Consider the following 25,079-nt stretch of genomic DNA (forward strand, 5'->3'; position numbering starts at 1 on the left):
AGCCGTTGTAGCGCGCGGCCCAAACGACTTCACCTCAGTCTGCCAATCTGCATACGGCTACTTCTTCTAGTTACCATCAAGCGGAGAGGTATCAGTGCGACTCATTACGTCCAGAATATGCTTTAGCCACATTTCACCAGACGCCCAATCCATCCAATAGCAATAATTGCAAGGCATTTTATCCATAATGAATCCTCTCATTTTTTCATCACAAAATTTAATTGTTAATAGTGTCGAGATTTCATTTTTAACCATGTCAACGATTTCAGGCGCAGAGCCCGAAACAAAATTTCTTATTATTTCATCAGGATCTGATGACTCGCACATCCAATCTTGATGAAAGTAGCATCCAAAGAACTGGAAAAGCTCTGGGTATTTATCTTTCATTTTTTTCAATAAATCCTGTAAGTAAATTGTATCCGGTTGGTGACCTGTCAGATTTTCTAATAACCAACACCACAACCGACAGTGGTTATCGATCGTTCCCACGCTCCTGCGTGGGAATGTCGCCAGGGACGCTCCGCGTTCCGCTTCTGGAGGGTGACGCAGAGCGTCACGGGATGCATTCCCACGCGGGAGCGTGGGAACGATCAAGGACCAGCGTTAAACGATTGCAACCACCGCCGATGGTATTCAACCTGTTCTGTAATATCGTTGGTTAAATCCTTATCTTCATAATCAAAAATATTGACTATGTCACTTTCATCCGCTGTCTCTCCCCAACGGACTTCATAAGCAACTACACCGCCAGCCATTTGCGAAGACATTCGCGAGGGATGCACATTGATTTTGGCTCCCTTGCATAAAAAACTCACATCCGGAAAATCTTTCCTAACCATCCCTAGACACAAATACAAATCCGCCGCCGTGTAACTTCTTTCTATTCCATCTGGCATCGTTACGGTCATCTCTATATTTTTTCGACTACATTTAAAGATCGCTTTATTAATGACACCATCAATTTCAACTGCCACTTCTCTAGAGGTCATATCACCACCTGTCAAAATTGGATATTGAGTGCCCTACAGAATCCATACACTCCTGCGCGGGAATGTCGCCAAGGACGCTCCGCATTCCGCTTCTGGATGTGACGCAGAGCGTCACGGGATGCATTCCCACGCAGGAGCGTGGGAACGATCAAACGAGTAGGGTGATCCCGATAATATCTTCCGCCCTCATCCGATCAGGAATTGCAATCTCACACTCATAGCTATAACAAACGAGACTTAACCCATTCTCTAAAGAAAACTTCTTGCTCACCCGGATCGCTTGCCAAGTTATTTTCATCATAGTCAAATATATAAACAATATCATCGAGCGATGGGGTGACACCCATGCTCAGCTCATACGCTTTTAGCCCAAGCGACATCTGTGCCGACATCCCAGACGGATGAACATTTTTCTTAGCACCTTTACAAAAGAAAATCACATCCGGATTGTCTCGCCTAAGACTCGCAAAACATTTATAAAAATTGCCACCAGAATATATTCTATCAACACCATCTGCCACAGAAAAAGTTATTGCGATACTCTTAGAATCGCACACAAGGCAAGTCTTTTCCTTTTCTCCCCCCCTAGAGACATATACCTCCACCTTAGAAATCATTTTTTTATTCTCCTATTAGGATTAGGTATGGAGTAGCCAAACTCTTTTCCGTTATCAAGTATCAAGGTCGCACCAAGCACATCTTCATTTTTTATACGACCTGGAATTGCAATTTCTTTTTCAGCCCCAAACAAATATGCGCCCCCTAGCTCTTTTTGCAAATCGTGCCCTGGAATTTTTTGCAACGTGTATAAATACCCTATTTTAGTGTACTCACCGGTAGCAAACCTCTTCCCCACATCTCTTGAGTAGGAGGTACTAATGTAATAACTAGGAGGCGAGTCACTATCCATAGAATGCAAGAACAAATTTTTGCTTTTACCTTTGCTTTTAAAGCCATGTTCAAAAACGTCTTCGGGATTTCGCTCATCACCACGATATAAGAAATCCTCCTCTTTTTTAGGAGTAGGTAGTTTAGGTTCCGTTTGATCAGCAGCTACCTTAGCCGCCGGATCCTGCTCCCCAACCGCCGGCCTACACCCACCCTTCCCCGGACAATCCACCAACCCCAACGGATCCACCCACCCCGTCGGGTTCAGGGTGTACCGGTASCCATTGAGCCCTCCCGCCAGTTTGCTCGGGTCAGGCGTCAGGTAGCGGCCAGTCTCGGGATTGTAGTAGCGGTGACGGTTGTAGTGCAGTCCGCTTTCCNCTGGTTTTGGTGGTGCCGGAGGTGGTGGCTCTCCCTCATCCACCCCGACCTTCGCCGCCGGATCCTGCTCCCCAACCGCCGGCCTACACCCACCCTTCCCCGGACAATCCACCAACCCCAACGGATCCACCCACCCCGTCGGGTTCAGGGTGTACCGGTACCCATTGAGCCCTCCCGCCAGTTTGCTCGGGTCAGGCGTCAGGTAGCGGCCAGTCTCGGGATTGTAGTAGCGGTGACGGTTGTAGTGCAGTCCGCTTTCCGGGTCGAAGTATTGGCCCTGGAAGCGCAAAGGTTGCTCAAGCTGTTCGCCGCCGCCGTGCTGGAGTTCGGTGAGTTTGCCGTAGCCGTTGTAGCGCGCTGACCAGACGATCTGGCCGCTGTAGCTGGTCAGTTCCTGGGGCGTGCCCAGGTGGTCGAGGTGGTAGTAGAACGGCGTGGCTTTTTCCGGGCCTTCGCCATCAAGCATCGCCAGTGGGCGGAAGGTGCCGGGTTCGTAGACGTAGCTGCGGTGGTGGCGTGGGCTGTTTTCGGCGATNGGCTTTTTCCGGGCCTTCGCCATCAAGCATCGCCAGTGGGCGGAAGGTGCCGGGTTCGTAGACGTAGCTGCGGTGGTGGCGTGGGCTGTTTTCGGCGAYGACCTGGTCGCCCTGCCAGAAAAACTCCGTGGTCAGGYCGTCCACGGTCTTGCTGATGCGTCGGCCGAAGGCGTCGTAGCGGTAGGACGTTTCGCGCCCGTCCGCCGTGGTGACGCCGATCAGGCGGTGCTGGCTGTCGTAGCGGTAGGCGCTGACCAGGGCCTGGCCGCGGCGTTCGCGGAGCAGGTTGCCGAAGGCGTCGTAGTCGTAGTGGCGGTCGCCCTCCTTCNTGGCTGTCGTAGCGGTAGGCGCTGACCAGGGCCTGGCCGCGGCGTTCGCGGAGCAGGTTGCCGAAGGCGTCGTAGTCGTAGTGGCGGTCGCCCTCCTTCAGCAGGCGGTTGCCCTTGAGGGTGGTCGGGCCGGGGCGGTCCTGCATCAGCAGGTTGCCGGCCGGGTCGTGGCAGAAGTGTTCCGGCGGTTCGCTGTGGGAAAAATCGATGCGGGTCAGGCGATCCAGCGGGTCGTACTGGTAGCTGCGGCGGTTTCGGTTGTCGGAAAGGGTNGAAGTGTTCCGGCGGTTCGCTGTGGGAAAAATCGATGCGGGTCAGGCGATCCAGCGGGTCGTACTGGTAGCTGCGGCGGTTTCGGTTGTCGGAAAGGGTCTGCAAGTTGCCCTTGGCGCTGTAGGCATAATCGCGCCAGAACAGTTGCTGCTGTTGGCTCTGCCACACGGTCTGGGCCTTGAGGCGGCCCTGTTCGTCGTACGTGTAGTCACTGAGCAGCCGGCCTTGCTGACGTTGCCGTTCGCGACCGCCGACAAAGCGGTGTTCGGTCAGGCGCGAGCCGTTGAGGTCGATGGCGGTCAGTGCGCCACCCGGGGCATGGTGGTAGTCGAGCTGGCTGTCGTCCGGCAGGCGCAGATGGTTGAGGCGCCCGCAGGCGTCGTAGCGATAACGCAGGGTGCCCCAGCCCTGGTGCTCGCAGACCAGCCGATCCTGGGCGTCGTACTCGAAGGCCAACGGATGATCGCTGCCGTCGTTGACGTGGACCAGCCGGCCCAGTTCGTCGTAGCGGTATTCGATGGCCTGGCCGTCGGGCAAGGTCTTGACCCGCAGCCGCCCGGCCGCGTCGCGCTGGTACTGGGTGAGCCGTTGTGAACCGTCCTCGCCGTGTTCGGTTTTTTCCAGCAGGTGGCCGTTGAGGTCGTAGGCGTAGGCGGTGCGTTGGCCGTCGAAGCCGACTTGCTGTCGGATCAAGCCGTTGGGCGTGTAGTCCAGCTGATATTTTTCGCCGGATTCGTTTTCGATTTCGGTCAGCNGTGCGTTGGCCGTCGAAGCCGACTTGCTGTCGGATCAAGCCGTTGGGCGTGTAGTCCAGCTGATATTTTTCGCCGGATTCGTTTTCGATTTCGGTCAGCAACAGCCGCGCCGAGTCGTAGCGGTACTTCAGCTCGCTGCCGTCGGGGTTCAGCCGGCGGCTGACCAGGTGYAGGTCGTCGGCGTATTCGTAGCGGGTGACCCGCCCTTGTTCATCGCACTCGGCGGTAACCTTGCCGTAGGCGTTGTAGAGCCAGGTCCGGGTGGCACCGTTGGGCAAGGTCACCTGCAGCAGGCGGCCGACGGCGTCCCATTGGTAGTGCGTGAGCGCGCCGTGTTCGTCCTGGCGGCTGAGTAAACGCCCCAGGGCGTCGTAGGAAAAACACCGGCGACCGCCGTCGGGCAGGATCTCTTCGGTCAGTTGGCCCAGGCGACTCCAGGTGAAGCGATGTTCGCCACCGTCCGGGNGCGTCGTAGGAAAAACACCGGCGACCGCCGTCGGGCAGGATCTCTTCGGTCAGTTGGCCCAGGCGACTCCAGGTGAAGCGATGTTCGCCACCGTCCGGGTCATACGTCGCCAGCAGTTGCCCATGGGCGTCGTAGGCATATTCCGTGCGCCGGCCATCCGGATCGATGAGGACGATCACGTCCCCCCGCGTATTGCGCCGATAGGTCCACACGGCTTTGCCACGATGCCGAGCGTGCAGGAAACCGTTGCGGTATTCGTAGGACGTCGGCGTCTCGTCCGGGGGAAGCAGCGCCACCAGCCGTCCGACCTCGTCGTAGCGGTATTCGGTCANGTGCAGGAAACCGTTGCGGTATTCGTAGGACGTCGGCGTCTCGTCCGGGGGAAGCAGCGCCACCAGCCGTCCGACCTCGTCGTAGCGGTATTCGGTCACGGCGCCCAGCGGGTCCTGTTCAGCAATCAGCCGGCCCTGTTCGTCGTAGGCCTTGAGGTGCTCGCCGCCGTCGGGCTCGACCTTGCGCACCAGCCGCGCCCGCTCGTCGTGGACATATACCTCCTGGCTGCCGGCCCTGTTCGTCGTAGGCCTTGAGGTGCTCGCCGCCGTCGGGCTCGACCTTGCGCACCAGCCGCGCCCGCTCGTCGTGGACATATACCTCCTGGCTACCATCCAGGTGCTGGACCGTGACGCTGCCGTCTTCGCCCCAGGTGTAGCGGCTGTCCATCTGCGCAAACGAGGCCCARTGCCGTACGCAGCGAGACGCCGGCCCGACGCCTTGCCACTCCCAGTAGAAACTCGCCCCGCCGGCCAGTTGCCGCTGGAGGATGACGTGCTGGTCGTCGTAGTCGTAGCGYTCGCTTTCACCGGCGGCATTGGTCGCTTCRATCAGTCGGAAACGTCCGTCGTAGCGGTAGGACAYCAGCGTCTGTTCGGTCCGCCAGGCTTCGTCGAGGGTGATRGCGGGATGGAAGCTCTGGTARTCGACGGCGATCAGGTGGCGCTGCTCGTAACGCAGGCGCAGGGCGCGCCCGGCACCGTTGTCCAGGCGGCTGATGTCGCCATGGATGTTGCGCTGGAGATCGACGGCGATCAGGTGGCGCTGCTCGTAACGCAGGCGCAGGGCGCGCCCGGCACCGTTGTCCAGGCGGCTGATGTCGCCATGGATGTTGCGCTGGAGGGTCAGGCGGTTGTCGTAACGGTCGCTGAGGCCGCTCAGGTGGCCGTCGCGAAAGTGCAGGAATGGGGCGTTTTCGCCGGGTTGGGCGACGATCAGTTCGTCCGCCTCGGTGCCCAGGTAGATCGCCGCGCGGGCCAGGCTGTTGTGGATCGCCGGACGCTGGGCGCTGGGCAGCGGAAAGGTCGTGCGGCGATTTTCCTGGTCGACCCAGGTGACCTGCTCGCCCTCGAGTTCCAAGCGATGGGCCAGGGCATGGCTCCAACCGCGCCCGAGGCCGGCGTCCAGGTCGGCGGCGCTGGTGCGGTACAAACGGGTGAAGACGAACGGCAAGCGGCCATCGAGGGTGCCATCGTCGAGGGTCAGCAGCTCTTCGCCAGTGACCATCGACACCGGACAGCCGCTGGTNAAACGGGTGAAGACGAACGGCAAGCGGCCATCGAGGGTGCCATCGTCGAGGGTCAGCAGCTCTTCGCCAGTGACCATCGACACCGGACAGCCGCTGGTTTGGGTCTGGGCCGCAGTGTCGGCGCTGTCGCCGTTGGGGTTTTTCGACTGGGTGGGGGCGTCGTCGTGGGGTTCGTGCTCGCTCAGGCGTGTAGAGGGCTGGGATTTTTCCCGCGCCACGGCGGCTGGATTGCTGACGGACAGGGGGGCAGAGTGTTCCGGGGTGATGTGCAAAGGTCCGACAGGCGTCGGTTTTAAAGGTCCGCGCTGGCTGACCACCAACGGTTTGAGCACATCGGCATGCTGATTGAGCCGGTCGGGGGTGAGTTGGCCCAATCTCAGGCTCGACGCCAGCAACCACTCCCGGGCCCGCTCGGAGCGGACCCGGCCCAGCACGTTTCCGCTCATGCGCAGCCCCAGGCCCAGCCCCCCGGTCAAACGCATCAGCAGGAAATTGATCAGCACCGAGGCGCGCAGCTCTCCGACAACTTCGGCCGCGTACTGAGGCGGCAACATTCGTACCCAACTGGTGAACGCGGCCACGTGGACGAAGAGCAACGGCTCGTCACTCAACACCATCAGCCCTTTGGCAATCGCCTCGGAGGACGCCTTCAGCAGTTGCTCAAGCTCAGCCTGGGTCAGGTACTCCAACAGCTTTTCGCTGTTGGCCTGCAGATCGGCCAGCAACCCGAAAACCTGTTTAACGTCGTCCCACAGCTGATGCAGGGCATTTTTGAAGCCGCGCAAATCAGCCTGCTGCAACACGCCGTAGCGTTCGAGAAACCCGGCGTCGGAAAACTCCTTCCACAGCGGTTGAAACTGCTCCCACTCCGCTTTCAGCCAGCCCTCAAGTTCGTCGATCACGCCTTGGTAAGACGCGTACAACGCCTTGACGTGATCAGCCGTGACATGGGGGAAAAAGGTGATGCGATAACGCTGGCCTCGCCAACACTCAGGGACTTCCAGAATGCCGCTGGGGCCGATTACGTGATGGATCGGCTCACCGAAAGTTTCCTGCCCTGGCTCGCCCCCAATGACCGGTTCCAGCATCACCGGCGTGTCGCCAATCGGCACGAAGCGCGCCGCCTGGAACATGTGCACCAGCGTCAGCGGCCCCTCCGCCGGGCAGGCCACCACCGTGGCGCTGATGGGTTTATCAAGGTTTTTCGGCGCCGCCAGGGACACCTCGTTGCCGACCTTGAACACTTGCTCAAGATCCAACGCCCAACCGGTCCAGAAGCCTTCAGCCCAACTATCGTAGTCGTTCAGGCAGGTTCGAAAGTCCTGGAAAATCGCATCGACATCCGGCTGTTCGGGGTCCATGGTCGCCACCACCAGCAAGCCAATGGTGTTGTTCAGAGCCAGGACTTTGTCGGGGGCAAACATGCAGGAATCTCGCGGTGCGGGGAGGAACGCGAGACTCTGCCGGGGATGACGGGGAAATTAAGTCAGGGGAAGGGAACGAAGGATGTAGGGCGATTCGCTAAATTTAAACGATTGGAGTGCTAACCCCGCCGATGACTATAAGCACCGCAATATAAGCCAAGGGGCTTTGGCAGAATCCTGACAACGTTGGCCTAATTAGAGAAATGCCCTACACGCCCCGCTTCTTTACCTGACTTATTTCCCCTGCCATCCCCGGCACAGTCTCGCGCCCACTCCTGCGCCGCGAGCTGCCTGCATGAAGTTCCCTGACAAGATCCCGTCTTTAACCGGTGCCATTGGTTCGCTGGTCTTCGCCGCCATGAACTCGCCCGATGTCGAGGAAGTGTTGCAGGATTTTCGCCGCTGCCTGGGCGACTACGACGGTTGGGCGGAAAGATTCTGGACCAGTCGGACGCTGGACATTAAGCAGGTGTTTAAAGTTGGCCAGGAGGTGTCGCTCGCACCGGCGAAGGACGATGGCAAGCAGGTCAGCGCCGTGGTGGCAAGGTGTCCAGCACAAGGCCCGCTGACGCTGGTGCACATGTTCCAGTCCTCGCGTTTCGTGCCGATCGGCGACACACCAGTGGTGTTGGAGCCGATCACTAAAGACGAGCAAGGGAAGGAAATCTTTGGCGATCCGATCCCTCATGTCATTGGTCCCAGCGGCATTTTGGAAATATCCGAATGCGACCGCGGCCAGCGTTACCGCATCAGTTTCTTTCCAAATATCACGAGCGATCATGTCGAGGCGCTATACGCGTCCTACCAGCACGAGATCGTCGAGCTCGAAGGTTGGCTGAAAGCGGAATGGAACGAGTTTCAACCGTTGTGGAAGGAGTCTTCCGAGAGCGGTTTTTTAAAGCGCTTCAACGCATTGCAGGAGGCCCAGCTACGTGGTTTTGAAAACGCCCTGTTTGAGTTATGGGACGACGTAAAACAGGTCTTCGATCTGTTGGCGGATCTGCAGGCCAACAGTGAAAAGCTGCTGGAATACCTCACCGAGGTCGAGCTTGAGCAACTGCTGAAAGCCTCGTCGGAGGCTATCGCCAAAGGCCTGATGATCCTCAGCGATGAGCCCTTGCTCTTCGTCTATACCGCGGCGTTCGTCGGTTGGCTGCGGATGCTCCCGCCGCAGTACATGGCCGAAGTCCTGGGGGAAATGCGCGCCTCGATTCTGATCAATTTGCTCTTGACGCGCGTGACCGGTGGCCTAGGCGTGGGACTGCGCATGAGCGGTAAAGTGCTGCGTCATGTCCGCTCGGAACGCGCCCGCGCATGGTTGCAGGCATCGAGCCAGCGCCTGGGTCAACTCGGCGGGGGCAGCTTCGACAAACATGCCGATGTACTGAAGCCGGTAGTAATCGCCGGCCGAGGGTCGTCGGTGGGGCCAGCGCCTGTCAGACCGTTGCAGATCACCACTGGGGACTCCACGCCGCAGTTGGTCAGCAATCCGACCCCAATCGTGCGGGAAAAATCCCAAGCCGCTACGCGACTGAGCAAATACGAACCCCACGACGACGCCTCCACCCAATCAAAAAACCCTAACGGCGACCCCGCCGACAGCGCCGCCCAGACCCGCACCAACGGCTGCCCGGTGTCGATGGTCACCGGCGAAGAACTGCTGACCCTGGAAGACGGCACGCTCGACGGACGCCTGCCGTTTGTCTTCACCCGCCTCTACCGCACCAGCGCCGCCGAACTGGACGTCGGCCTCGGCCTCGGCTGGAGCCATGCCCTGGCCCATCGCCTTTTGATCGAAGGCGAGGAAGTCATCTGGGTCGACCAGGAAAACCGTCGCACCTCGTTCCCCCGACCGAACCTGCAACGTCCGGCGATCCACAACAGCCTGGCCCGCGCGGCGATCTACCTGAGCAGCGAGCCGGACGAACTGATTGTCGCCCAGCCCGGCGAAGGCCCCCCTTTCCTACACTTTCGCGACGGTCATCTGATCGCCCTGAGCGATCGGTACGACAACCGCCTGACCATCCAGCGCAACATCTACGGCGATATCAGCCGCCTGGACAACGGCGCCCAGCGCAGCCTGCGCCTGCGTTACGAGCATCGTCACCTGGTCGCCATCGACTATCAGAGCTTTCACCCCGAACGGCTGCCAGATGAAGCCTGGCGCACCGAACAGACGCTGGCAACCTACCGCTACGACGCGCGTTGGCGACTCATCGAAGCGACCAACGCCGCTGGCGAAAGCGAACGCTACGACTACGACGACCGACACATCATCCTGCAGCGACAACTGGCCGGCGGCGCGAGCTTTTATTGGGAATGGCAAGGCGTCGGCCCGACGGTCCGCTGTGTGCGGCATTGGGCCTCGTTTGCGCAGTTGGACAGCCGCTACACCTGGGGCGAGGACGGCAGCGTCATTGTCCAAAACCTAGATGGTAGCCAGGAAGTGTACGTCCACGACGATCGGGCGCGGCTGGTGCGCCAGGTCGACTCCGATGGAGGCGAGCACCTCAAGGCCTATGACGAACAAGGTCGCTTGATCGCCGAGCAGGACCCGCTGGGCGCCGTGACCGAATACCGCTACGACGATGTCGGACGGCTGGTGGCGCTGATTCCGCCCGAAGGCGAGCCCACGTCTTACGAATACCGCAACGGTTTCCTGCACGCTCGGCATCGTGGCAAAGCCGTGTGGACCTATCGGCGCAATACGCGGGGGAACGTGATCGTCCTCATCGACCCGGACGGCCGGCGTACGGAATATGCCTACGACGCGCATGGGCAACTGCTGGCGACGTATGACCCGGACGGTGGCGAACATCGCTTCACCTGGAGTCGCCTCGGCCAACTGACCGAAGAAACCCTGCCCGACGGCAGCCAACGGCATTTTTCCTACGACACCCTAGGCCGTCTGCTGACCCGCCAGGATGAACACGGCGCTGTCACTCATTACCAATGGGATGCCGTGGGTCGCTTGCTCCAGACCACCTTGCCCACCGGCGCGACCCGCGCCTGGAGCTACAACGCCTACGGCAAGGTGACCGCCGAACGGGACGAACTGGAACGCATCACCCGCTACGAATACGCCGACGATTTGCATCTGGTCAGCCGACGCCTCAACCCCGACGGGAGTGAACTGAAGTATCGCTACGACTCGGCGCGGCTGTTGCTGACCGAAATCGAAAACGAATCCGGCGAAAAATATCAGCTGAACTACACGCCCGGCGGACTGATCCGACAGGAAACCGGCTTCGACGGCCAGCGCACCGGTTATGCCTACGACCTCAACGGCCACCTGCTGGAAAAAACCGAGTTTGGCGCCGATGGCAGCCAACGAATCACCGCGTACCAACGTGACACCGCCGGCCGCCTGCTGCGCAAAACCTTGCCGGACGGCGCGACGATCGATTACCGCTACGACGCTCTCGGACGCTTGGTCAGCGTCGACGACGGCCACTGGCCGCTGGCCTACGAATACGACGCGCAAGACCGGCTCGTCGTCGAACACCAGGGCTGGGCCACCCTGCGCTATCGATATGACAGCGTCGGCCGGCTGATCCATTGTCGCCTGCCCGATCACAGCACCCTCGACTACCGCCACGCACCGGGCGGCGCGCTGATTGCCATCGACCTCAACGGCACGTGCCTGACCGAACACCGTTACAAAGGCGGGCGCGAACGGCAACGCCAGCAAGGCCTGCTGCTCAGCGATTACACCTACGACGAACAGGGTCGCCTCAAAGCCCAGACCGTGTGGCAAACCCAGCAGCAACAACTTTTCTGGCGCGACTATTCCTACAGCGCCAATGGCAACCTCGCCGCGCTGTCCGACACACGAAACCGACGCAGCTACCAGTACGACGTGCAAGATCGCCTGCTGCGCATCAACTACACCCACAGCCAAGCCCCGGAACATTTCGCCCACGACCCAGCGGGCAATCTGCTGATGATGGACCGCCCCGGCCCGACCACCCTCAAGGGCAACCGCCTGCTGATGGAGGGCGACCGCCACTACGACTACGACGCCTACGGCAACCTTGTTCGCGAATGCCGCGGCAAAGCCCAGAGCCTGGTTACCGAGTACCACTACGACAGCCAACACCGGCTCATCAGCCTCACTACCCCGGACGGCAACGAAACGTCCTACCGCTACGACGCCTTCGGCCGACGCATCAGCAAGACCGTGGACAGCCAGACCACCGAATTCATCTGGCAGGGCGACCAAGTCATCGCCGAAAGCAGCAACCGCCACTACCAAAGCTACGTCTACGAGCCCGGCACCTTCCGCCCCCTCGCACTGCTCGAAGGCGAAGGTCCGGAAAAAGCCACGCCGTTTTACTACCACCTCGACCACCTCGGCACACCGCAGGAACTGACCAGCCACCAAGGCGACATCGTCTGGGCCTCGCGCTACAACGGCTACGGCAAACTCACCGAACTACGCCACGGCAACGGCCCCCGATTGCACCAACCGTTGCGTTTCCAAGGCCAGTACCACGACTTGGAAAGCGGCCTGCATTACAACCGGCATCGCTACTACAATCCGGAGACGGGGCGGTATCTGACGGCGGATCCGAGCAAGCTGGCGGGTGGGCTCAATGGGTATCGGTATACCCTGAACCCGACGGGGTGGGTGGATCCGTTGGGGTTGGTGGATTGTCCGGGGAATGATGGATGTAAAAAGCCGGCGGTTGGGGAGCAGGATCCGGCGGCGAAGGTCGGGGTGGATGAGGGAGAGCCACCACCTCCGGCACCACCAAAACCAGACAAATGGAGTCGAGAACCTAAAAGTATTCAGGATCAGATGACATTACAGGCCGCAAAAGAACATCGCGGAAAAAAAATCATAAAGAAGCTTGACGATCCAAAATTCAAAGGAATGGAGAAATGGGAACTAAAGACAAAATCCAATAACAGAAACGATTCCGTAGTGCATTACGTTCTGGACCCGAGTACAGACAAACTAATGGATTTTAAATTCAAAAAGCATAGCACTGACGACATAAAGCCTTGGGGTAATGACCCATCAGTACCACCCGGAGATATCAAGAAATGAAAGTTAGATGCATAGTGAACAACTTAAACAGCGACAAGCTCTCACCAGAAACACTCACACGACTAAAACGCTACATATCTCTCCCGGATGGCGAACTGGATTTGGAAATAGGGAAAGAGTATGTCGTCTACGGCATTGAATTTTGGGATAATTGCCCCTGGTTATATCTATGCCCCGACGATTACGATGAATACCCAATCCCCGTTGCTGCAGATTTTTTCGAGACCATTGACAAACGTCTCTCAACCCACTGGCAGCTTAATTCCAAAGAAGCTAGCAATAGCGAGAATCAGACTCAATTGGTTTTTTCAGAATGGGCGACTGATGAATCATTTTACGAAAACCTTATCTCGGGCGAAAAATACGCTGAGGTCATTTTCGATAAGTATAGAAAAATTATGGACGCAGAGTAGCTAGAAAAGTTTACTGATGCGCCCTTCCGGCAGGCACCCCCATAAAATGACCATTAAAAAAATAACTATTGAACTTCACGGAAAAATCAATTACGCAACTCTTGAATACGACAGAGGAGATATAGCTCTGACAGTAAAAATTCCTGGTGAGCCAGAAAAAACATACACAGACTTTGATTACTACACATGCTTCGGCAAGGTAAGACAAGATTTTCCCAACGTTAAATTCCTGTGCAAGGGTTCGAAAATCAACGTCTACCCTTCGCGTATGTGCTCGCAAATGGCTAGCGGACTAGCAGCTTACGAAGTCTCTTGGGGCAAAGCCGCAGGCAGGGAGAACATAGTCCAAATATTTGATTACGAGGACAAGAGTTTAGTCACAGACGTAAACATTCAACTTGATTATCACAAGCGATGGCTGTTATCTCTACGCGAAAACTCGTAAAACCTACAATTGACATTTATGGGTCAGTATTCACGCTGCAATAGGCAGACATCTGATCTTTTAATTCTTACAAGCAAAGTCTCGGTAGATCATTATGCAGACTGAAAATCTCAAGTCTAGGACTCTAGCCGCGTAAGTCTTACCAAGAAGACTTTTTCCCCAACTCCACCCCGGCGGCCCACTGCACGTTGGACGCTAACGCTCATACCGAGATTACAAACACCGCACCATAAGCCACTGCTCTTCCCCCCAAGCCTCAAAGCACTCCAGCACGTCCCAACCCAGCTTGGCGTAATAATCACGTTGGCTGTGGGTGTGCAGGAACAAGGTGGTGATTCCAGCCTCTCGCGCATGGCTGCAGATGCCTTCGATCAACTGCGCCGCAAGCCCTCTGCGTCGAGCCTCTGGGGTGATGAACACACACGCCAGCCATGGGCCCAGCTCTGGCCGGTCAGGCAGGTCGTGGCTGGCCAGTGAAGCGCCGCCGAGCAACTGGTCGTGTTCCATGGCGATCAGGCACTTCCAGCGGCCATCGTGCTGCCCCGCAGCGAATTCCTGCTGCCAACTGGCGAGGGATTGCTGGGCAAATTCATAACTGAATTCCCGATGGAGCCACTCGGCCATCTGGTCGCTTTTATCCATGTGGTTAGTGAGCCAATCCATTTGCAGCATTTGAAACACTCCTTTGTTCATTTGCCCTGGCGGGAGGGTTTGAGTCAGATTTACAGCCATTGTGGATGCAGATGGTCAGCAGGCTGAAGGTCTATTTGTTTGATGGACCGCCATCGCGAGCAAGCTCGCACACAGGGGAACTGCGGTGAGGTTGGGAATGTGTGAACAGTTGCTCTCACAGCCTCCCCTTAACTTAAGGCGGCATGAATCATTGTGGCGAGGGAGCTTGCTCCCACTCGACGGTGTAGGAGCTGGCGAAGCCTGCGATCTTTTGATCTTGTCGACTCAATGGGCTGTGAAAATATCGCAGCCTCGCTTCGCTCGACAGCTCCTACAGGGCCTAGCGGGAGCAAGTTCCCTCGCCACAGGATTAGTGTTTTTTTCAGTTTACCGGGTGTCTTGCACAGATAAATGCGCGAATAGATGCCTACCCGCCCTCATTCTCAAGAAATACCCGCATGCAAGCCTTCAACCTATCGTAATCTCGCACCTGTATAAGCCCAGCCCCGCAACCGGCCGAGATCTCACCCCGATGCCCTCCATCTACCAACTCAAGCCCGCCTTTCAAAACCTGCTGCGCCCCATGGTTCAACGCCTCTACAGCAACGGTGTCACCGCCAACCAGGTCACGGTGCTCGCCGGCATCGTTTCGGTATTGGTCGGCGCGGTCATCGCCTGGTTTGCCAACCATCCGTGGATCTTCGTCCTGGTGCCGATCTGGATGTTCCTGCGCATGGCGTTGAATGCCGTGGACGGCATGTTGGCGCGGGAGTTCGGCCAGCAATCGCATCTGGGCGCCTACCTCAATGAGCTATGCGATATCATCGCCGACGCTGCCCTGATCCTGCCTTTTGCCCTGTTTGCCGATACCAGTCTGTTGCTCGTGTTGTTGGTCACGCTGTTGGCGTTGTTCAGCGAATACGCCGGCGTGCTCGGGGCGATGGTGGGGGCTTCGCGGCGGTATGACGGGCCGATGGGCAAGAGTGATCGCGCCTTTGTGTTGGGCGTGCTGGCGACCGGCATTGCCCTGGGTTGGCTCGGGGCGCTCTGGGTAGATGGTGTGATGGCGGTGGTTGCCGCCCTGCTGGTTTACACCTTGGTCAATCGGGTCCGTCATGGCCTGGACCAAGTGAAGGAAAACGCTCCCTCAGCATAAAGGAACTTGCAATGCGCGAAGCCCAGGAACTGACGTTCACCACCCACGATGGCGTGGAGTTGTTCTACCGGCACTGGCCGGCTGTCGACGCGGCGGCGGGTGAGCCCCGCCAGGCTGTGTTGTTGTTTCATCGCGGTCATGAACACTCCGGGCGCATTGCGCACCTGGTGGATGAACTGGACCTGCCCGGGTTCGACTTCTTTGCCTGGGACGCACGCGGCCATGGCCAGTCGCCTGGCGAACGGGGCGACAGCCCGAGCTTTGCCACCAGTGCGCGGGATGTGCAGACCTTCTGCGATCACATCGGCGTGGCGCATCAGATCGACGAAGCAAATATCGCCGTGGTCGCACAAAGCGTCGGCGCGGTGATCGCGTCCACCTGGGTCCACGACTACGCGCCGCGCATTCGCTCGCTGGTGCTGGCGTCGCCGGCGTTCAAGGTCAAGCTTTACGTGCCATTCGCCCGTCCGGGCCTGGCGCTAATGCGCAAGTTCCGTGGCAATTTCTTCGTCAACAGCTACGTCAAGGCGAAATTCCTCAGCCATGACCCGGAGCGCGTGGCGTCCTACGACAGCGATCCGTTGATCACCAAAGCCATTTCGGTGAACGTGCTGCTGGGCCTGTACGAAGCCGCCGACCGCGTGGTGGCCGATGCCCAGGCGATCCAGGTGCCGACGCAACTGTTGATCTCCGGCTCGGACTTCGTCGTGCACCGCAAACCCCAGGAGCAGTTCTTCGAGCGCCTGGGCAGCCTGCACAAAGAGAAGCACATCCTGCCGGGTTTCTTCCACGACACCCTCGGCGAGAAGAACCGCGCGCCGGCCGTTGCCAGTGCCCGCCGCTTCATCCAGCAGAACTTTGCCCGACCGCTGGACCGCCCTTCCCTGCTCGACGCCGATCGCCTGGGCGCGACCTGCGCCGAAGCCGAAACCCTGGCCACGCCGCTGCCGCACAACTCGCTGCGCGACCTCTACTGGCGCATGACCCGCGCCAGCATGCGCTTTGGCAGCAAGTTGTCGGCTGGGGTGAAGTTGGGCTTCGACACCGGGTTCGACTCCGGCAGCACCCTGGACTACGTCTACCGCAACCGCCCCACCGGCACCTCGGCGCTGGGCAAGATGATTGACCAGAACTACCTGAACTCCATCGGCTGGCGCGGCATTCGCCAACGCAAGCTGAACGTCGAGGAATTGCTGCGCCTGGCGATGGCCGAATTGCGCGCCCAAGACCGCGAGGTGCGCATCGTCGACATCGCCGCCGGCCATGGCCGCTACATTCTCGAAGCGCTGCAAGGCGTCAGCCCGTTGCCCGAGTCGATCCTGCTGCGCGACTACAGCGACATCAACGTGCGTGACGGCAGTGCGCTGATCGTGGAAAAAGGCTTGGGCGATATCGCCCGATTCGTCAAAGGCGATGCCTTCGACCGCCAGGATCTGGCGGCGCTGGAGCCGAAACCAACCCTCGCCGTGGTGTCGGGCCTGTACGAGCTGTTTGCCGACAACCAACTGGTCGGTGGTTCCCTCGCCGGCCTGGCCGAGGCCGTGGAGCCTGGCGGTTTCCTGGTCTACACCGGCCAGCCGTGGCACCCGCAACTGGAACTGATCGCCCGCGCCCTCACCAGCCACCGCGCAGGTCAGGCCTGGGTGATGCGTCGACGCACCCAAGCGGAGATGGATCAATTGGTTGAGGCGGCGGGCTTCCGCAAGATCACCCTGCGGGTCGATGAATGGGGCATTTTCAGCGTTTCGCTGGCCCAGCGAGTGCAGTAATGAGCGCCGTCATCGCCCCGGCCCGCGAGCCCGCACTGCTGAAACCGGCGGTGCTGTGGCTGCTGTTGCTGGCGCCGCTGTTCTTCACCACTTACGGCTTCGCCACCTGGGTCACGTCCCAGCGTGACGACGTCGGCACGCTGGTGTTCGCCTGGGAAAGCCACATGCCGTTCATGGCCTGGACCATCGTGCCGTACTGGTCGATCGATCTGCTGTACGGCCTGTCCTTGCTGTTGCCCACCAGCCGCGAAGAACTCAAGCGCCACGCCTTGCGCCTGCTCACGGCGCAGGCGATTGCGGTCAGTTGCTTTTTACTCTGGCCGTTGCGCTTTACCTTCCCCCGCCCGGAAATGGACGGGGTGTTCGGTTGGTTGTTCGAAGTGCTGGCGGGTTTCGACAAGCCGTTCAACCAGGCGCCGTCGCTGCACATCGCGTTGCTGGTGGTGCTGTGGGTCTGCTATCAGCGGCATCTGCAGGGCTTCTGGCGCTGGGTGATGCACGGTTGGTTCGCGTTGATCGGCGTGTCGGTGCTGACCACTTATCAACATCACTTCATTGACCTGCCCACGGGCGCGCTGGCCGGTTGGCTGTGTGTCTGGCTGTGGCCGCTGGACCGTCCGAGTCCGCTGCTGAGTGCGCGTCTGGCGACGGATCCTGCCCGCCGACGCTTGGCCTTGCGTTATGGCTTGGGCGCGGCGGCGCTGTTTATCCCGGCGTTTGCCTTCGGCGGCGCGTGGCTATGGCTGATCTGGCCGGCGGTCGCGGTGCTCATGGTGGCGCTGAATTACCTGCTGTTCGGTGCCGACGGTTTCCAGAAGCGTGCCGATGGCCGCTTGAGTCCGGCGGCGCGTTGGTTGCTGGCGCCTTATCTCGCAGCGGCGTGGATCAATTCGCGTTGGTGGACGCGCCAGCATCCGCAGCCGGATCAGGCGGCGGATGGCGTCTGGCTCGGGCGGATCCCCACGCCGATGGAGCTGAAGGACAGCGCGTTTACCGGGGTGCTCGACCTCAGCGCGGAACTGTCCATGGACAGCACGGGGGTCGCCTATCGCTCATTGCCAGTGCTTGACCTGACCGCACCGACCGCCGAGCAATGCCTGAAAGCGGCAGAGGCCATCGAAAGCCTGCGCCAGCACGGGCCGGTGCTGGTCTGCTGCGCCCTGGGTTATTCACGCAGCGCCACCGCGGTGGTTGCCTGGTTGCTGCACAGTGGGCGGGCAGCGAACGTTGACGCGGCGATCGTGCAAATCCAGCGCGCTCGACCGCGTATCGTCTTGCACGCGGCGCACCGTCGCGCGCTGGAGCAGTTATCCACAGCACAGGGGAATGTCCATGATCACTGATATGGAGCTCCACACCGTGGCGAGCCTGTTGCGCCGGGGGCATTCGCTGGACCAGTTTTCCACCGGGCTGACGCTGCTGGCAGCGCTGGTAGGACTGGGCCAATGGCTGGTGGGCGTTATCGATCCGTGGTTGCTGCTGTTGAGTGCCGCACTGATCGTCCTCGGCGTGCTGGAAAAATACTGGGCGCTGCGCGTGGCATTCGATGCCGATCTGTTCCAGCGCATGGCTGACAGCACCCAATCCCTGGCCGAACGCACCTATACCTTGGACCAGGCCCTCACCTCGCTGGGCCTGCAACCGGCCGCACGGGCCGGCCGTCTGTGGACCGAACGCCGGCACGGCGCGTTGTTGCTGCTGCGCCGGCAATCGCGGTTGCTGGCCATACAAGTTGTCTTGGTGCTGGGCTTCATCCTGGCCAGTCCCTGGTTAGCTTCAGGTATGTAGGAGCTGGCGGAGCCTGCGATCTTTTGATCTTGATCTTTTGCTCTCGACTCAATGGGCTGTGGAAAGATCGCAGCCTCGCTTCGCTCGACAGCTCCTACAAGAGCCCAGCGGGAGCAAGTTCCCTCGCCACAGTTATGCTTATGTTTCTCAGGACAAGGAATCCTCATGTTCGAACCCGTGGTCGCCAACCTCATCACCTCCGCCGCCCGCATGGTCACGGGCGCTCGCAGCCTGTGGCTCGGTTGCGCGCCGACGCCGGTGCAGCGGATCTACTTCGCCAACCACAGCAGCCACGGTGACTTCGTGTTGCTCTGGGCCTCGCTGCCGCCGGCGCTGCGCAAGCTCACCCGCCCGGTAGCGGGGGCCGATTATTGGCAAACCAGCCCGATGCGGCGCTACATCATCAACCGGGTGTTCAACGGCGTGCTGGTGGACCGCGAGCGCAAGGACCCTTCCTACAGCCCATTGCAGCCGATGCTCGATGCGCTGGAAAACGGCGACTCGCTGATCATATTCCCGGAAGGCACGCGCAATCCGGAGGAAGGCCTGTTGCCCTTCAAGAGCGGGATCTATCACTTGATGAAGAATCACCCCGAGGTCGAGGTGATCCCGGTGTGGATCGCCAACCTCAACCGCGTCATGCCCAAAGGCCGGGTGCTGCCTCTGCCGCTGTTATGCACCACCAGTTTCGGCGCGCCGCTGTGCATCGAAGAAGGTGAAAGCAAAGAGCAATTTCTTGAACGCAGCCGCGCCGCGCTGCTGGCACTGGCCCCGGAGCACGTCTGACATGGATCGATATACCCTGATGTTGTTTGGCGGGATCGGCGCCATTCTGGTGCTGGCTTCGTTGATCGGTTTCATTCTCAGGCTGCGGACCAAAGGCGCGCCGAACTCCGTCATCGACAACCTCAATGCCCGGATCAATGCCTGGTGGATCATGGTGCTGGTGATCGGCATCGCGTTCTGGCTCGGCAACGCCGCGGTGATCCTGTTGTTCTACGCGGTGTCGTTCTACGCCCTGCGGGAATTCCTGACCCTGACCCCGACCCGGCGCAGTGATTATCCGGCCCTGGTGGCCGCGTTCTACCTGGCGCTGCCGCTGCAATACCTGTTGATCTACTACGACTGGTACGGGCTGTTTTCGATCTTCATCCCGGTGTATGTGTTCCTGCTGCTGCCAATCCTGGCGTCCCTGGGCGGCGACAGCACGCACTTCCTGGAGCGTGCTTCCAAGGTCCAGTGGGGCTTGATGATCGCGGTGTTCTGCATCTCCTTCGTCCCGGCCCTGCTGACGCTGGACATCGCCGGTTTCGAAGGGCGCAACCTGTTGCTGATCGCGTACCTGGTGATCGTGGTGCAGCTCTCGGATGTGTTGCAGTACGTCTGCGGCAAGCTGTTCGGCAAACACAAGATCGCGCCGAACCTGTCGCCCTCAAAAACCGTGGAAGGGTTTGTCGGCGGCATTTTCCTGGCCTCGCTGATCGGTGGCGCGCTGTGGTGGATCACGCCGTTCAATCCCTGGCAGTCGTTCCTCATCGCCTTGCTGATCAACTTGCTGGGGTTTGCTGGCGGCATCGTCATGTCGGCGATCAAGCGCGACCGCGGCGTCAAGGACTGGGGCCACATGATCGAAGGCCACGGCGGCATGCTCGACCGGTTGGATTCGGTGTGCTTCGCGGCGCCGATCTTCTTCCACCTGGTGCGGTACTGGTGGACCTGAAAAAGCCTGTGACGAACACCTAAACCTGTGGGAGCGAGCCTGCTGCCGCAGGGCCGTAGGAGCTGTCGAGTGCAACGAGGCTGCAATCTTTCCTCAGACACTTGAGTCTCGAGCGAAAGATCAAAAGATCGTCCGAACGCGGCCCGAGCCTTCGGCAGCTCCTACAGTCCAGCCCAGCGGGAGCAAGCTCCCTCGCCACGGTATTAATCGAGGATCAGATGCGGCAGAAACCGGCTTGAATCCTTGGTGATCAGGCTGTTGTCTTCCCGCACGCCAATGCCGGCAGCCTGGTCGCCGATGACCCAGGAGCCGATCAGGGTGTAGCTGTCGTCAAAGCGTGGCAGCGGCGCGAACTCCTGGAGGATGAACGGCGCGTCGGTGTAGGGGCCGTCTTCTTTTACGATCAGGCCATCAGCGGTCTGCAGCTCGATGTTGGCACCTTCCCGGGAAAAGAACGGCTTGCGCACCCAGCCCTTGGGCACCGCTTTGCTCGTGTCGGTATCCAGGTGGGCCGCGAGCAGGTTCGGGTGGCCTTTATTGAACTCCCAGAGCAGCGGCAGGATGCCTTTGTTCGAGATGATCGACTTCCAGGCCGGCTCGAAAAACTGCGTATCACACTGGGCAATCGCTTCACCAAACGGCTCGTGGAAGATGAACTCCCAGGCATGCAGCTTGAACAGGTGCGGAATCCAGCGCTCTTCCAGATCAACAAAACGCCCGTCACTGTTGAGGCCGATGTCTTCGATATCGATGTGCCGCGATTCAATGCCGACTTTTCCCGCGATCAGACGCAAGTAGTCCGTGGTGCCCTTGTCTTCCACCGAGCCTTTCATCGACGCGAAATAAAACGGCTCTTTGAGCTGCAACTGGGCAAAGGCCTGGTGCAGCTTGGTGTCGATGCTGTTGAACTGGTCGGCATGCTTGGGCAGCAAACCGCGCTCGATGCATTGCTCCAGCCAACCCCACTGGAACGCCGCCGCCTCGTAGAGGCTGGTCGGTGTGTCGTAGTTGAGCTCCAACAGCTTGGCCGGGCCCGTGCCGTTGTAGGAGAAATCCATGCGCCCATACAGGTGCGGGTGGCCTTCAAGCCATGAAGTGCGCACCAGGTCGAAGAACGGCGCGGGAATGCTCAGGCGCTCCAGCAGTTCTTCGCTCTGGACCACGCGGGCCACGAGGTCCATGCACATCTCATGGATCTCGCTGGTTGGGTCCTCCAGGTCGTCCTCGATCTGCTTGAGGGTGAACTGGTAGTACGCGCTTTCGTCCCAATAGGGTTCGCCGTCGATGGTGTGGAACAGAAAGCCGAGCTGCTCGGCGGTCTGCTTCCAGTCAGGACGCTCTGCGCAATGGATCTTCTTCATGGCGCTGGTTCCTCAACCGCCGGAGCTGCTCGAACCACCCCAACCGCTGCGGGCACTGGACTGGCTGCCGAAGCCACCGCGAGAGGTGGACGAAGCGACGGATATCGCCTTGCTGCTCTTGACGGAGTCGGTGTAGCTGCCATACCGCGCCTGGTTGGACTTGGTAAAGGTCGAGCCACTGGACACCCGCTGGTTGAGCGTCGAGGAGCCGAAGTTGCCGCGATCATCGCGGTAACGGTAGACCGGCTCGGAGTAATAACTGCTGCGGTGGCCGCTCAACATGTTGCCGATCAGCATGCCGGTCAGCAGGTTGCCGAAGCCTGAACCACCCACGTTCGCTTCCGAAGCCGGCAATTGAGCCCGGGCGGCGTCGACCTCGGATTGCGTGACCTCGCCATCGGCGCTCAACTCGAAACCGCCCAGCTTGGGGATGAACTTGCCGGCCGAGTCCTGCTGGCACCAATCGGGAACAAAGTCGGCATCGCAATCGGCCTGGCTGTCGTATACCGGGGCAATGCGACGATGCTCAGACAAGGCGGTCATGTAGGCGTTGGAACAAATGTCCACCGGCAGCTTTTCATCGACACATTGCTGGACAGACTGGAAGTTGTACTTCTTCTGCAACTTGTAGGTTTTTTCCGTTGGCCCGCAACCGGATATCGCCAGGGCGACCGACGCGGCCAGCGAAAGCTGGACGTACTTGCTTCGTTTCATCGAGTTCTCCGTGGCGCAATCAGTTCGTGGAAGGCGTCATGCACGCGGCGTTCAACATACCGACGCTGATGGCCACGGCAGCGATGTAGATACCCGCGGCGATTTCACCGTTCTTGATGCGCGCCGAAGCGCCCTTGAGCACCAGGCTGGTCACCAGGAACGCCAACAACTGGACGACAGCGGCGATCACCGCCCAGACGACGAAATCCAGCAGACTGATCGAGTAGGCAATCACGTTGCTGGCCGGGATGGCGAAACCAATGAGGGCACCGCTCAGGGCGATCGCCGCAGCCACGTTGCCCGAACGGATCAGTTCGAACTCTTTGTGTGGCGTGACATGGATGTAGATGAACTGAAACAGCGCGAACAGCACGGCGGCGCCGAGGATGTACAGGACGAAGCCGAACACGGCGGCCTTGTTCAGGGAAATGGAGAGCGCTTCAAGCATGGACTTCTTCCTTATTCAAAAAGTGTTCAGATCAGTGGTGTACAGCGAAATACCCAGCGAAGTGCTCAGGGCGACGTAGCCTTCGGCGTCCTCTTCGACGGAGAACAGCAGGAATTCCCGGCGATCCGTCAGGCCGATGTCGCGGGAATACAACATCGAATGATGTTCCCTAACATAGGACGCGCCTGGACCGCTTACGCTCTCGCTAAACGCCACCAGCTCTGTCTGGCCAGCCTCGGTGCCCCATTCGCGGGTGTACTCGACGCCGTCGTAGGTGTACGTCGGCAGGCCAATCAGGCTTTCAGGGCCGGCGAGGCGGCGCAACTCCTCGTCTGTGTCGATCCCGACGAAGCTGAGGTAATTGAACAGGATCACCGACTCGACCTGACCGTAGACGTCGCCTCTGGTGTGCACTTGCAGCCAGTAGTCTTGGTCGTTCATGTAGTAGCGCAACAGCCAGTTCGACTGCCAGAGGTCGATGATGCCCAGGCCCCATATCTGTTGATTGCCTGGGACGACCACGGTGCTGTTGCCGTCGAACAACAACTTGAGCGTGGCATCGAACATGATCTGCTTGCCGGAGGCCAGACCCAGGGGCCCGGTGGCAGACCAGTGATCGCCGGCTGTCGTGTTCGCGTTCGGGGCCTCAAGCCCCATCAACCGATCAAACCACCCCATGGGAAATTTCCTTGAGACGCGCGGAGGCGATGTAGAAGAGTTCTCCGCCCACGACGCGGGTGGCGCCGGGCGGGTTGATCGACGGCTGGCGGGCGCCCTTGGCGCGGTAGCCGATCAGCGTAGCGTTGTGCTGCTCTTTCATCCGGGCATAAAGGTCGCCGAACGTCGCTTCAAACGCCTCGGGTAGCTTCATCAGGTACTGGGTAGCGCCTTGGCCGACACAGAGCAGTTCATTGATGACCACGGACGAGCCCGGGTCCTGGGAGGCACGCACCAGCATTTCGATGGCCATGCTGGAGGTGCATTCCAGGCTCGGTGCATAGGCGCTGGCGAGGGCGGCGATTTCGCTGTCATTGAAGTGCGCGACCACATGCCCGGCGGGCCCCAATTGATTGACCGCCAGCACAGTGGCCAGGGTCAGGTCGTCGGAATGGGTTCGCACCAGCACGCGTTCGGCACCCGGCACGCCGGCACGCTGCAACAGCGCGACGGAGGACAGGCTGTCGCCCTTGATGAACGAAGTCTTGCCGGGCATGGGGTTTTCTTCGAGATCGCAATCGCAGATGACGATCAGGTTGTCATTGGACGTTTCGTCCTGCAGCAGCAATTCGATGACCCGCTCGCTGGAGGCCCCCTCCCAACCGATGAGAACCGTGTGGCCGACTTTACCGGTGAAATCGCCTTTGCCCTTCATGCCTTTTCTCCATACATCGATGACGCTGCTGGTGGTTTTGCCGATGACCGTCGTCAACAGGGCAATGCCCCCGAGCATGATCCAGGTCGCCACGAAAATTCGCCCGGCGGATGTCTGTGGCAACAGATCGCCATAGCCGACGGTGAGCGTGGTGGTGAGATAGAAGTAGATAAACGTGGCGGCGGCGATGAGGTGTTGCTCGCCCAGTAGCACCAGGCCGATCCAGGCCGTGGACAGGTGCACGCCCAACGCAATGGCCAGGCCCGCCCAGCCGAACCGATGGAAGAAGGACGCAGCGTACGTGCGCAACAAAAGGAAAATCGACATTTCGTCCCTGACTCCGTGGGGCTTCGTTCCTGGCGGGATCATCGCTCTGGCGCCTGAGGGCTCGAGCGTAGTGGCCGGACAGCATTAAACCTGTTGCGGGGCTTGGATAAAAGTACCTGCCTCACAATTAAATCCATGGCGTGCCGAACACTATTGTGGCGAGGGACCTATGTAGGAGCTAGCTGTGTAGGAGCTGTGTAGGAGCTGTCGAGTGCAACGAG

At 59.6% G+C, this 25,079-nt stretch carries 19 protein-coding genes and 8 pseudogenes; 9 read left to right on the forward strand and 18 right to left on the reverse strand.

Annotated elements, in window-relative coordinates; all coding sequences use genetic code 11:
* Window positions 1-66: 66 nt before the first annotated feature.
* The 12 genes and pseudogenes from ASC85_RS32425 to ASC85_RS33410 form a co-directional block, all read right to left on the reverse strand.
* The gene (locus tag ASC85_RS32425; RefSeq protein ID WP_156395728.1) at window positions 67-387 is read right to left on the reverse strand and encodes a contact-dependent growth inhibition system immunity protein; all 321 of its coding nucleotides are present in this window, start codon (window positions 385-387) and stop codon (window positions 67-69) included.
* Window positions 388-590: 203 nt separating this feature from the next.
* Complete coding sequence (locus tag ASC85_RS31905) at window positions 591-989, reverse strand: hypothetical protein (RefSeq protein WP_080570012.1); 399 nt, start codon at window positions 987-989, stop codon at window positions 591-593.
* 221 nt (window positions 990-1,210) lie between these two features.
* Window positions 1,211-1,606, reverse strand: coding sequence for a hypothetical protein (locus tag ASC85_RS31910; RefSeq protein WP_080570013.1), 396 nt, complete (start codon window positions 1,604-1,606; stop codon window positions 1,211-1,213).
* The coding region (locus ASC85_RS33360) for an RHS repeat-associated core domain-containing protein (RefSeq protein WP_330219826.1) at window positions 1,603-2,257 on the reverse strand (655 nt) is incomplete at its 5' end. The genes ASC85_RS33360 and ASC85_RS31910, both read right to left, overlap by 4 nt.
* A 1-nt stretch (window position 2,258) precedes the next feature.
* Window positions 2,259-2,793, reverse strand: a pseudogene (locus ASC85_RS33365) (RHS repeat domain-containing protein); the annotation flags it as partial.
* 1 nt (window position 2,794) lies between these two features.
* Window positions 2,795-3,122: pseudogene (locus ASC85_RS33370) on the reverse strand (hypothetical protein); the annotation flags it as partial.
* A gap of 1 nt (window position 3,123) precedes the next feature.
* Window positions 3,124-3,395, reverse strand: a pseudogene (locus tag ASC85_RS33375) (hypothetical protein); the annotation flags it as partial.
* Window position 3,396: 1 nt separating this feature from the next.
* Window positions 3,397-4,150, reverse strand: a pseudogene (locus ASC85_RS33380) (type IV secretion protein Rhs); the annotation flags it as partial.
* A 1-nt stretch (window position 4,151) separates the two neighbouring features.
* A pseudogene (locus ASC85_RS33385) lies at window positions 4,152-4,616 on the reverse strand (hypothetical protein); the annotation flags it as partial.
* 1 nt (window position 4,617) lies between these two features.
* A pseudogene (locus tag ASC85_RS34020) lies at window positions 4,618-4,948 on the reverse strand (hypothetical protein); the annotation flags it as partial.
* Window position 4,949: 1 nt separating this feature from the next.
* Window positions 4,950-6,195 (reverse strand): annotated as a pseudogene (locus tag ASC85_RS33405) (DUF6531 domain-containing protein); the annotation flags it as partial.
* A gap of 1 nt (window position 6,196) precedes the next feature.
* Window positions 6,197-7,620 (reverse strand): annotated as a pseudogene (locus tag ASC85_RS33410) (DUF6531 domain-containing protein); the annotation flags it as partial.
* A gap of 295 nt (window positions 7,621-7,915) precedes the next feature.
* Here ASC85_RS33410 and ASC85_RS28420 point away from each other — a divergent pair.
* The 3 genes from ASC85_RS28420 to ASC85_RS28430 are packed head-to-tail and all read left to right on the forward strand — an operon-like array spanning window position 7,916 to window position 13,531.
* Window positions 7,916-12,673, forward strand: a complete 4,758-nt coding sequence (locus ASC85_RS28420) for an RHS repeat-associated core domain-containing protein (RefSeq protein WP_082534531.1) — start codon at window positions 7,916-7,918, stop codon at window positions 12,671-12,673.
* 14 nt (window positions 12,674-12,687) lie between these two features.
* Window positions 12,688-13,086 (forward strand): hypothetical protein, encoded by a 399-nt coding sequence (locus ASC85_RS28425; RefSeq protein ID WP_236712418.1) that lies wholly within the window; start codon window positions 12,688-12,690, stop codon window positions 13,084-13,086.
* Between the two features lie 46 nt (window positions 13,087-13,132).
* Window positions 13,133-13,531 (forward strand): hypothetical protein, encoded by a 399-nt coding sequence (locus tag ASC85_RS28430; RefSeq protein WP_057452286.1) that lies wholly within the window; start codon window positions 13,133-13,135, stop codon window positions 13,529-13,531.
* Between the two features lie 213 nt (window positions 13,532-13,744).
* On the opposite strand, the gene ASC85_RS28435 is transcribed toward ASC85_RS28430, so the two are convergent.
* Entirely contained in the window at window positions 13,745-14,203 is a 459-nt protein-coding gene (locus tag ASC85_RS28435; RefSeq protein ID WP_057452287.1) for a GNAT family N-acetyltransferase, read from the reverse strand.
* Window positions 14,204-14,735: 532 nt separating this feature from the next.
* Here ASC85_RS28435 and ASC85_RS28440 point away from each other — a divergent pair.
* The 6 genes from ASC85_RS28440 (at window position 14,736) to ASC85_RS28465 (ending at window position 20,636) form a co-directional block, all read left to right on the forward strand.
* Window positions 14,736-15,359 (forward strand): CDP-alcohol phosphatidyltransferase family protein, encoded by a 624-nt coding sequence (locus ASC85_RS28440; protein ID WP_057452288.1) that lies wholly within the window; start codon window positions 14,736-14,738, stop codon window positions 15,357-15,359.
* An 11-nt stretch (window positions 15,360-15,370) separates the two neighbouring features.
* A complete protein-coding gene (locus tag ASC85_RS28445; protein ID WP_057452289.1) occupies window positions 15,371-17,128 on the forward strand; it encodes a bifunctional alpha/beta hydrolase/class I SAM-dependent methyltransferase in 1,758 nt (585 codons plus the stop codon).
* The gene (locus ASC85_RS28450; protein WP_057452290.1) at window positions 17,128-18,471 is read left to right on the forward strand and encodes a phosphatase PAP2/dual specificity phosphatase family protein; all 1,344 of its coding nucleotides are present in this window, start codon (window positions 17,128-17,130) and stop codon (window positions 18,469-18,471) included. The genes ASC85_RS28445 and ASC85_RS28450 overlap by 1 nt, the downstream gene beginning before the upstream one ends.
* Window positions 18,461-18,916 (forward strand): hypothetical protein, encoded by a 456-nt coding sequence (locus ASC85_RS28455; protein WP_057452291.1) that lies wholly within the window; start codon window positions 18,461-18,463, stop codon window positions 18,914-18,916. The genes ASC85_RS28450 and ASC85_RS28455 overlap by 11 nt, the downstream gene beginning before the upstream one ends.
* A gap of 165 nt (window positions 18,917-19,081) precedes the next feature.
* Window positions 19,082-19,702, forward strand: a complete 621-nt coding sequence (locus ASC85_RS28460) for a lysophospholipid acyltransferase family protein (protein WP_046064799.1) — start codon at window positions 19,082-19,084, stop codon at window positions 19,700-19,702.
* A 1-nt stretch (window position 19,703) separates the two neighbouring features.
* Window positions 19,704-20,636 carry a phosphatidate cytidylyltransferase gene (locus ASC85_RS28465; RefSeq protein WP_003205974.1) on the forward strand — a complete coding sequence of 311 codons (933 nt, stop codon included), beginning with the start codon at window positions 19,704-19,706 and terminating at the stop codon, window positions 20,634-20,636.
* A gap of 203 nt (window positions 20,637-20,839) precedes the next feature.
* On the opposite strand, the gene ASC85_RS28470 is transcribed toward ASC85_RS28465, so the two are convergent.
* From ASC85_RS28470 to ASC85_RS28490, 5 genes are read right to left on the reverse strand one after another with little or no spacing between them, the layout of a single operon-like run.
* Window positions 20,840-21,997: a glutathionylspermidine synthase family protein gene (locus tag ASC85_RS28470; RefSeq protein ID WP_057452292.1), complete on the reverse strand. Its 1,158-nt coding sequence runs from the start codon at window positions 21,995-21,997 to the stop codon at window positions 20,840-20,842.
* A gap of 12 nt (window positions 21,998-22,009) precedes the next feature.
* Window positions 22,010-22,711, reverse strand: a complete 702-nt coding sequence (locus ASC85_RS28475) for a DUF1190 domain-containing protein (protein WP_057452293.1) — start codon at window positions 22,709-22,711, stop codon at window positions 22,010-22,012.
* A gap of 19 nt (window positions 22,712-22,730) precedes the next feature.
* On the reverse strand, window positions 22,731-23,159 hold the full coding sequence (locus ASC85_RS28480) for a DUF350 domain-containing protein (protein WP_003205981.1): 429 nt from the start codon (window positions 23,157-23,159) through the stop codon (window positions 22,731-22,733).
* A 15-nt stretch (window positions 23,160-23,174) separates the two neighbouring features.
* The gene (locus tag ASC85_RS28485) at window positions 23,175-23,837 is read right to left on the reverse strand and encodes a DUF2491 family protein (RefSeq protein WP_057452294.1); all 663 of its coding nucleotides are present in this window, start codon (window positions 23,835-23,837) and stop codon (window positions 23,175-23,177) included.
* Window positions 23,824-24,858 (reverse strand): ion channel, encoded by a 1,035-nt coding sequence (locus tag ASC85_RS28490; protein ID WP_057452295.1) that lies wholly within the window; start codon window positions 24,856-24,858, stop codon window positions 23,824-23,826. The genes ASC85_RS28485 and ASC85_RS28490 overlap by 14 nt, the downstream gene beginning before the upstream one ends.
* Between the last annotated feature and the right edge of the window lie 221 nt (window positions 24,859-25,079).

It is taken from the genome of Pseudomonas sp. Root401, from assembly GCF_001425105.1.
GTDB classification, from domain to species: Bacteria; Pseudomonadota; Gammaproteobacteria; order Pseudomonadales; family Pseudomonadaceae; genus Aquipseudomonas; species Aquipseudomonas brassicacearum.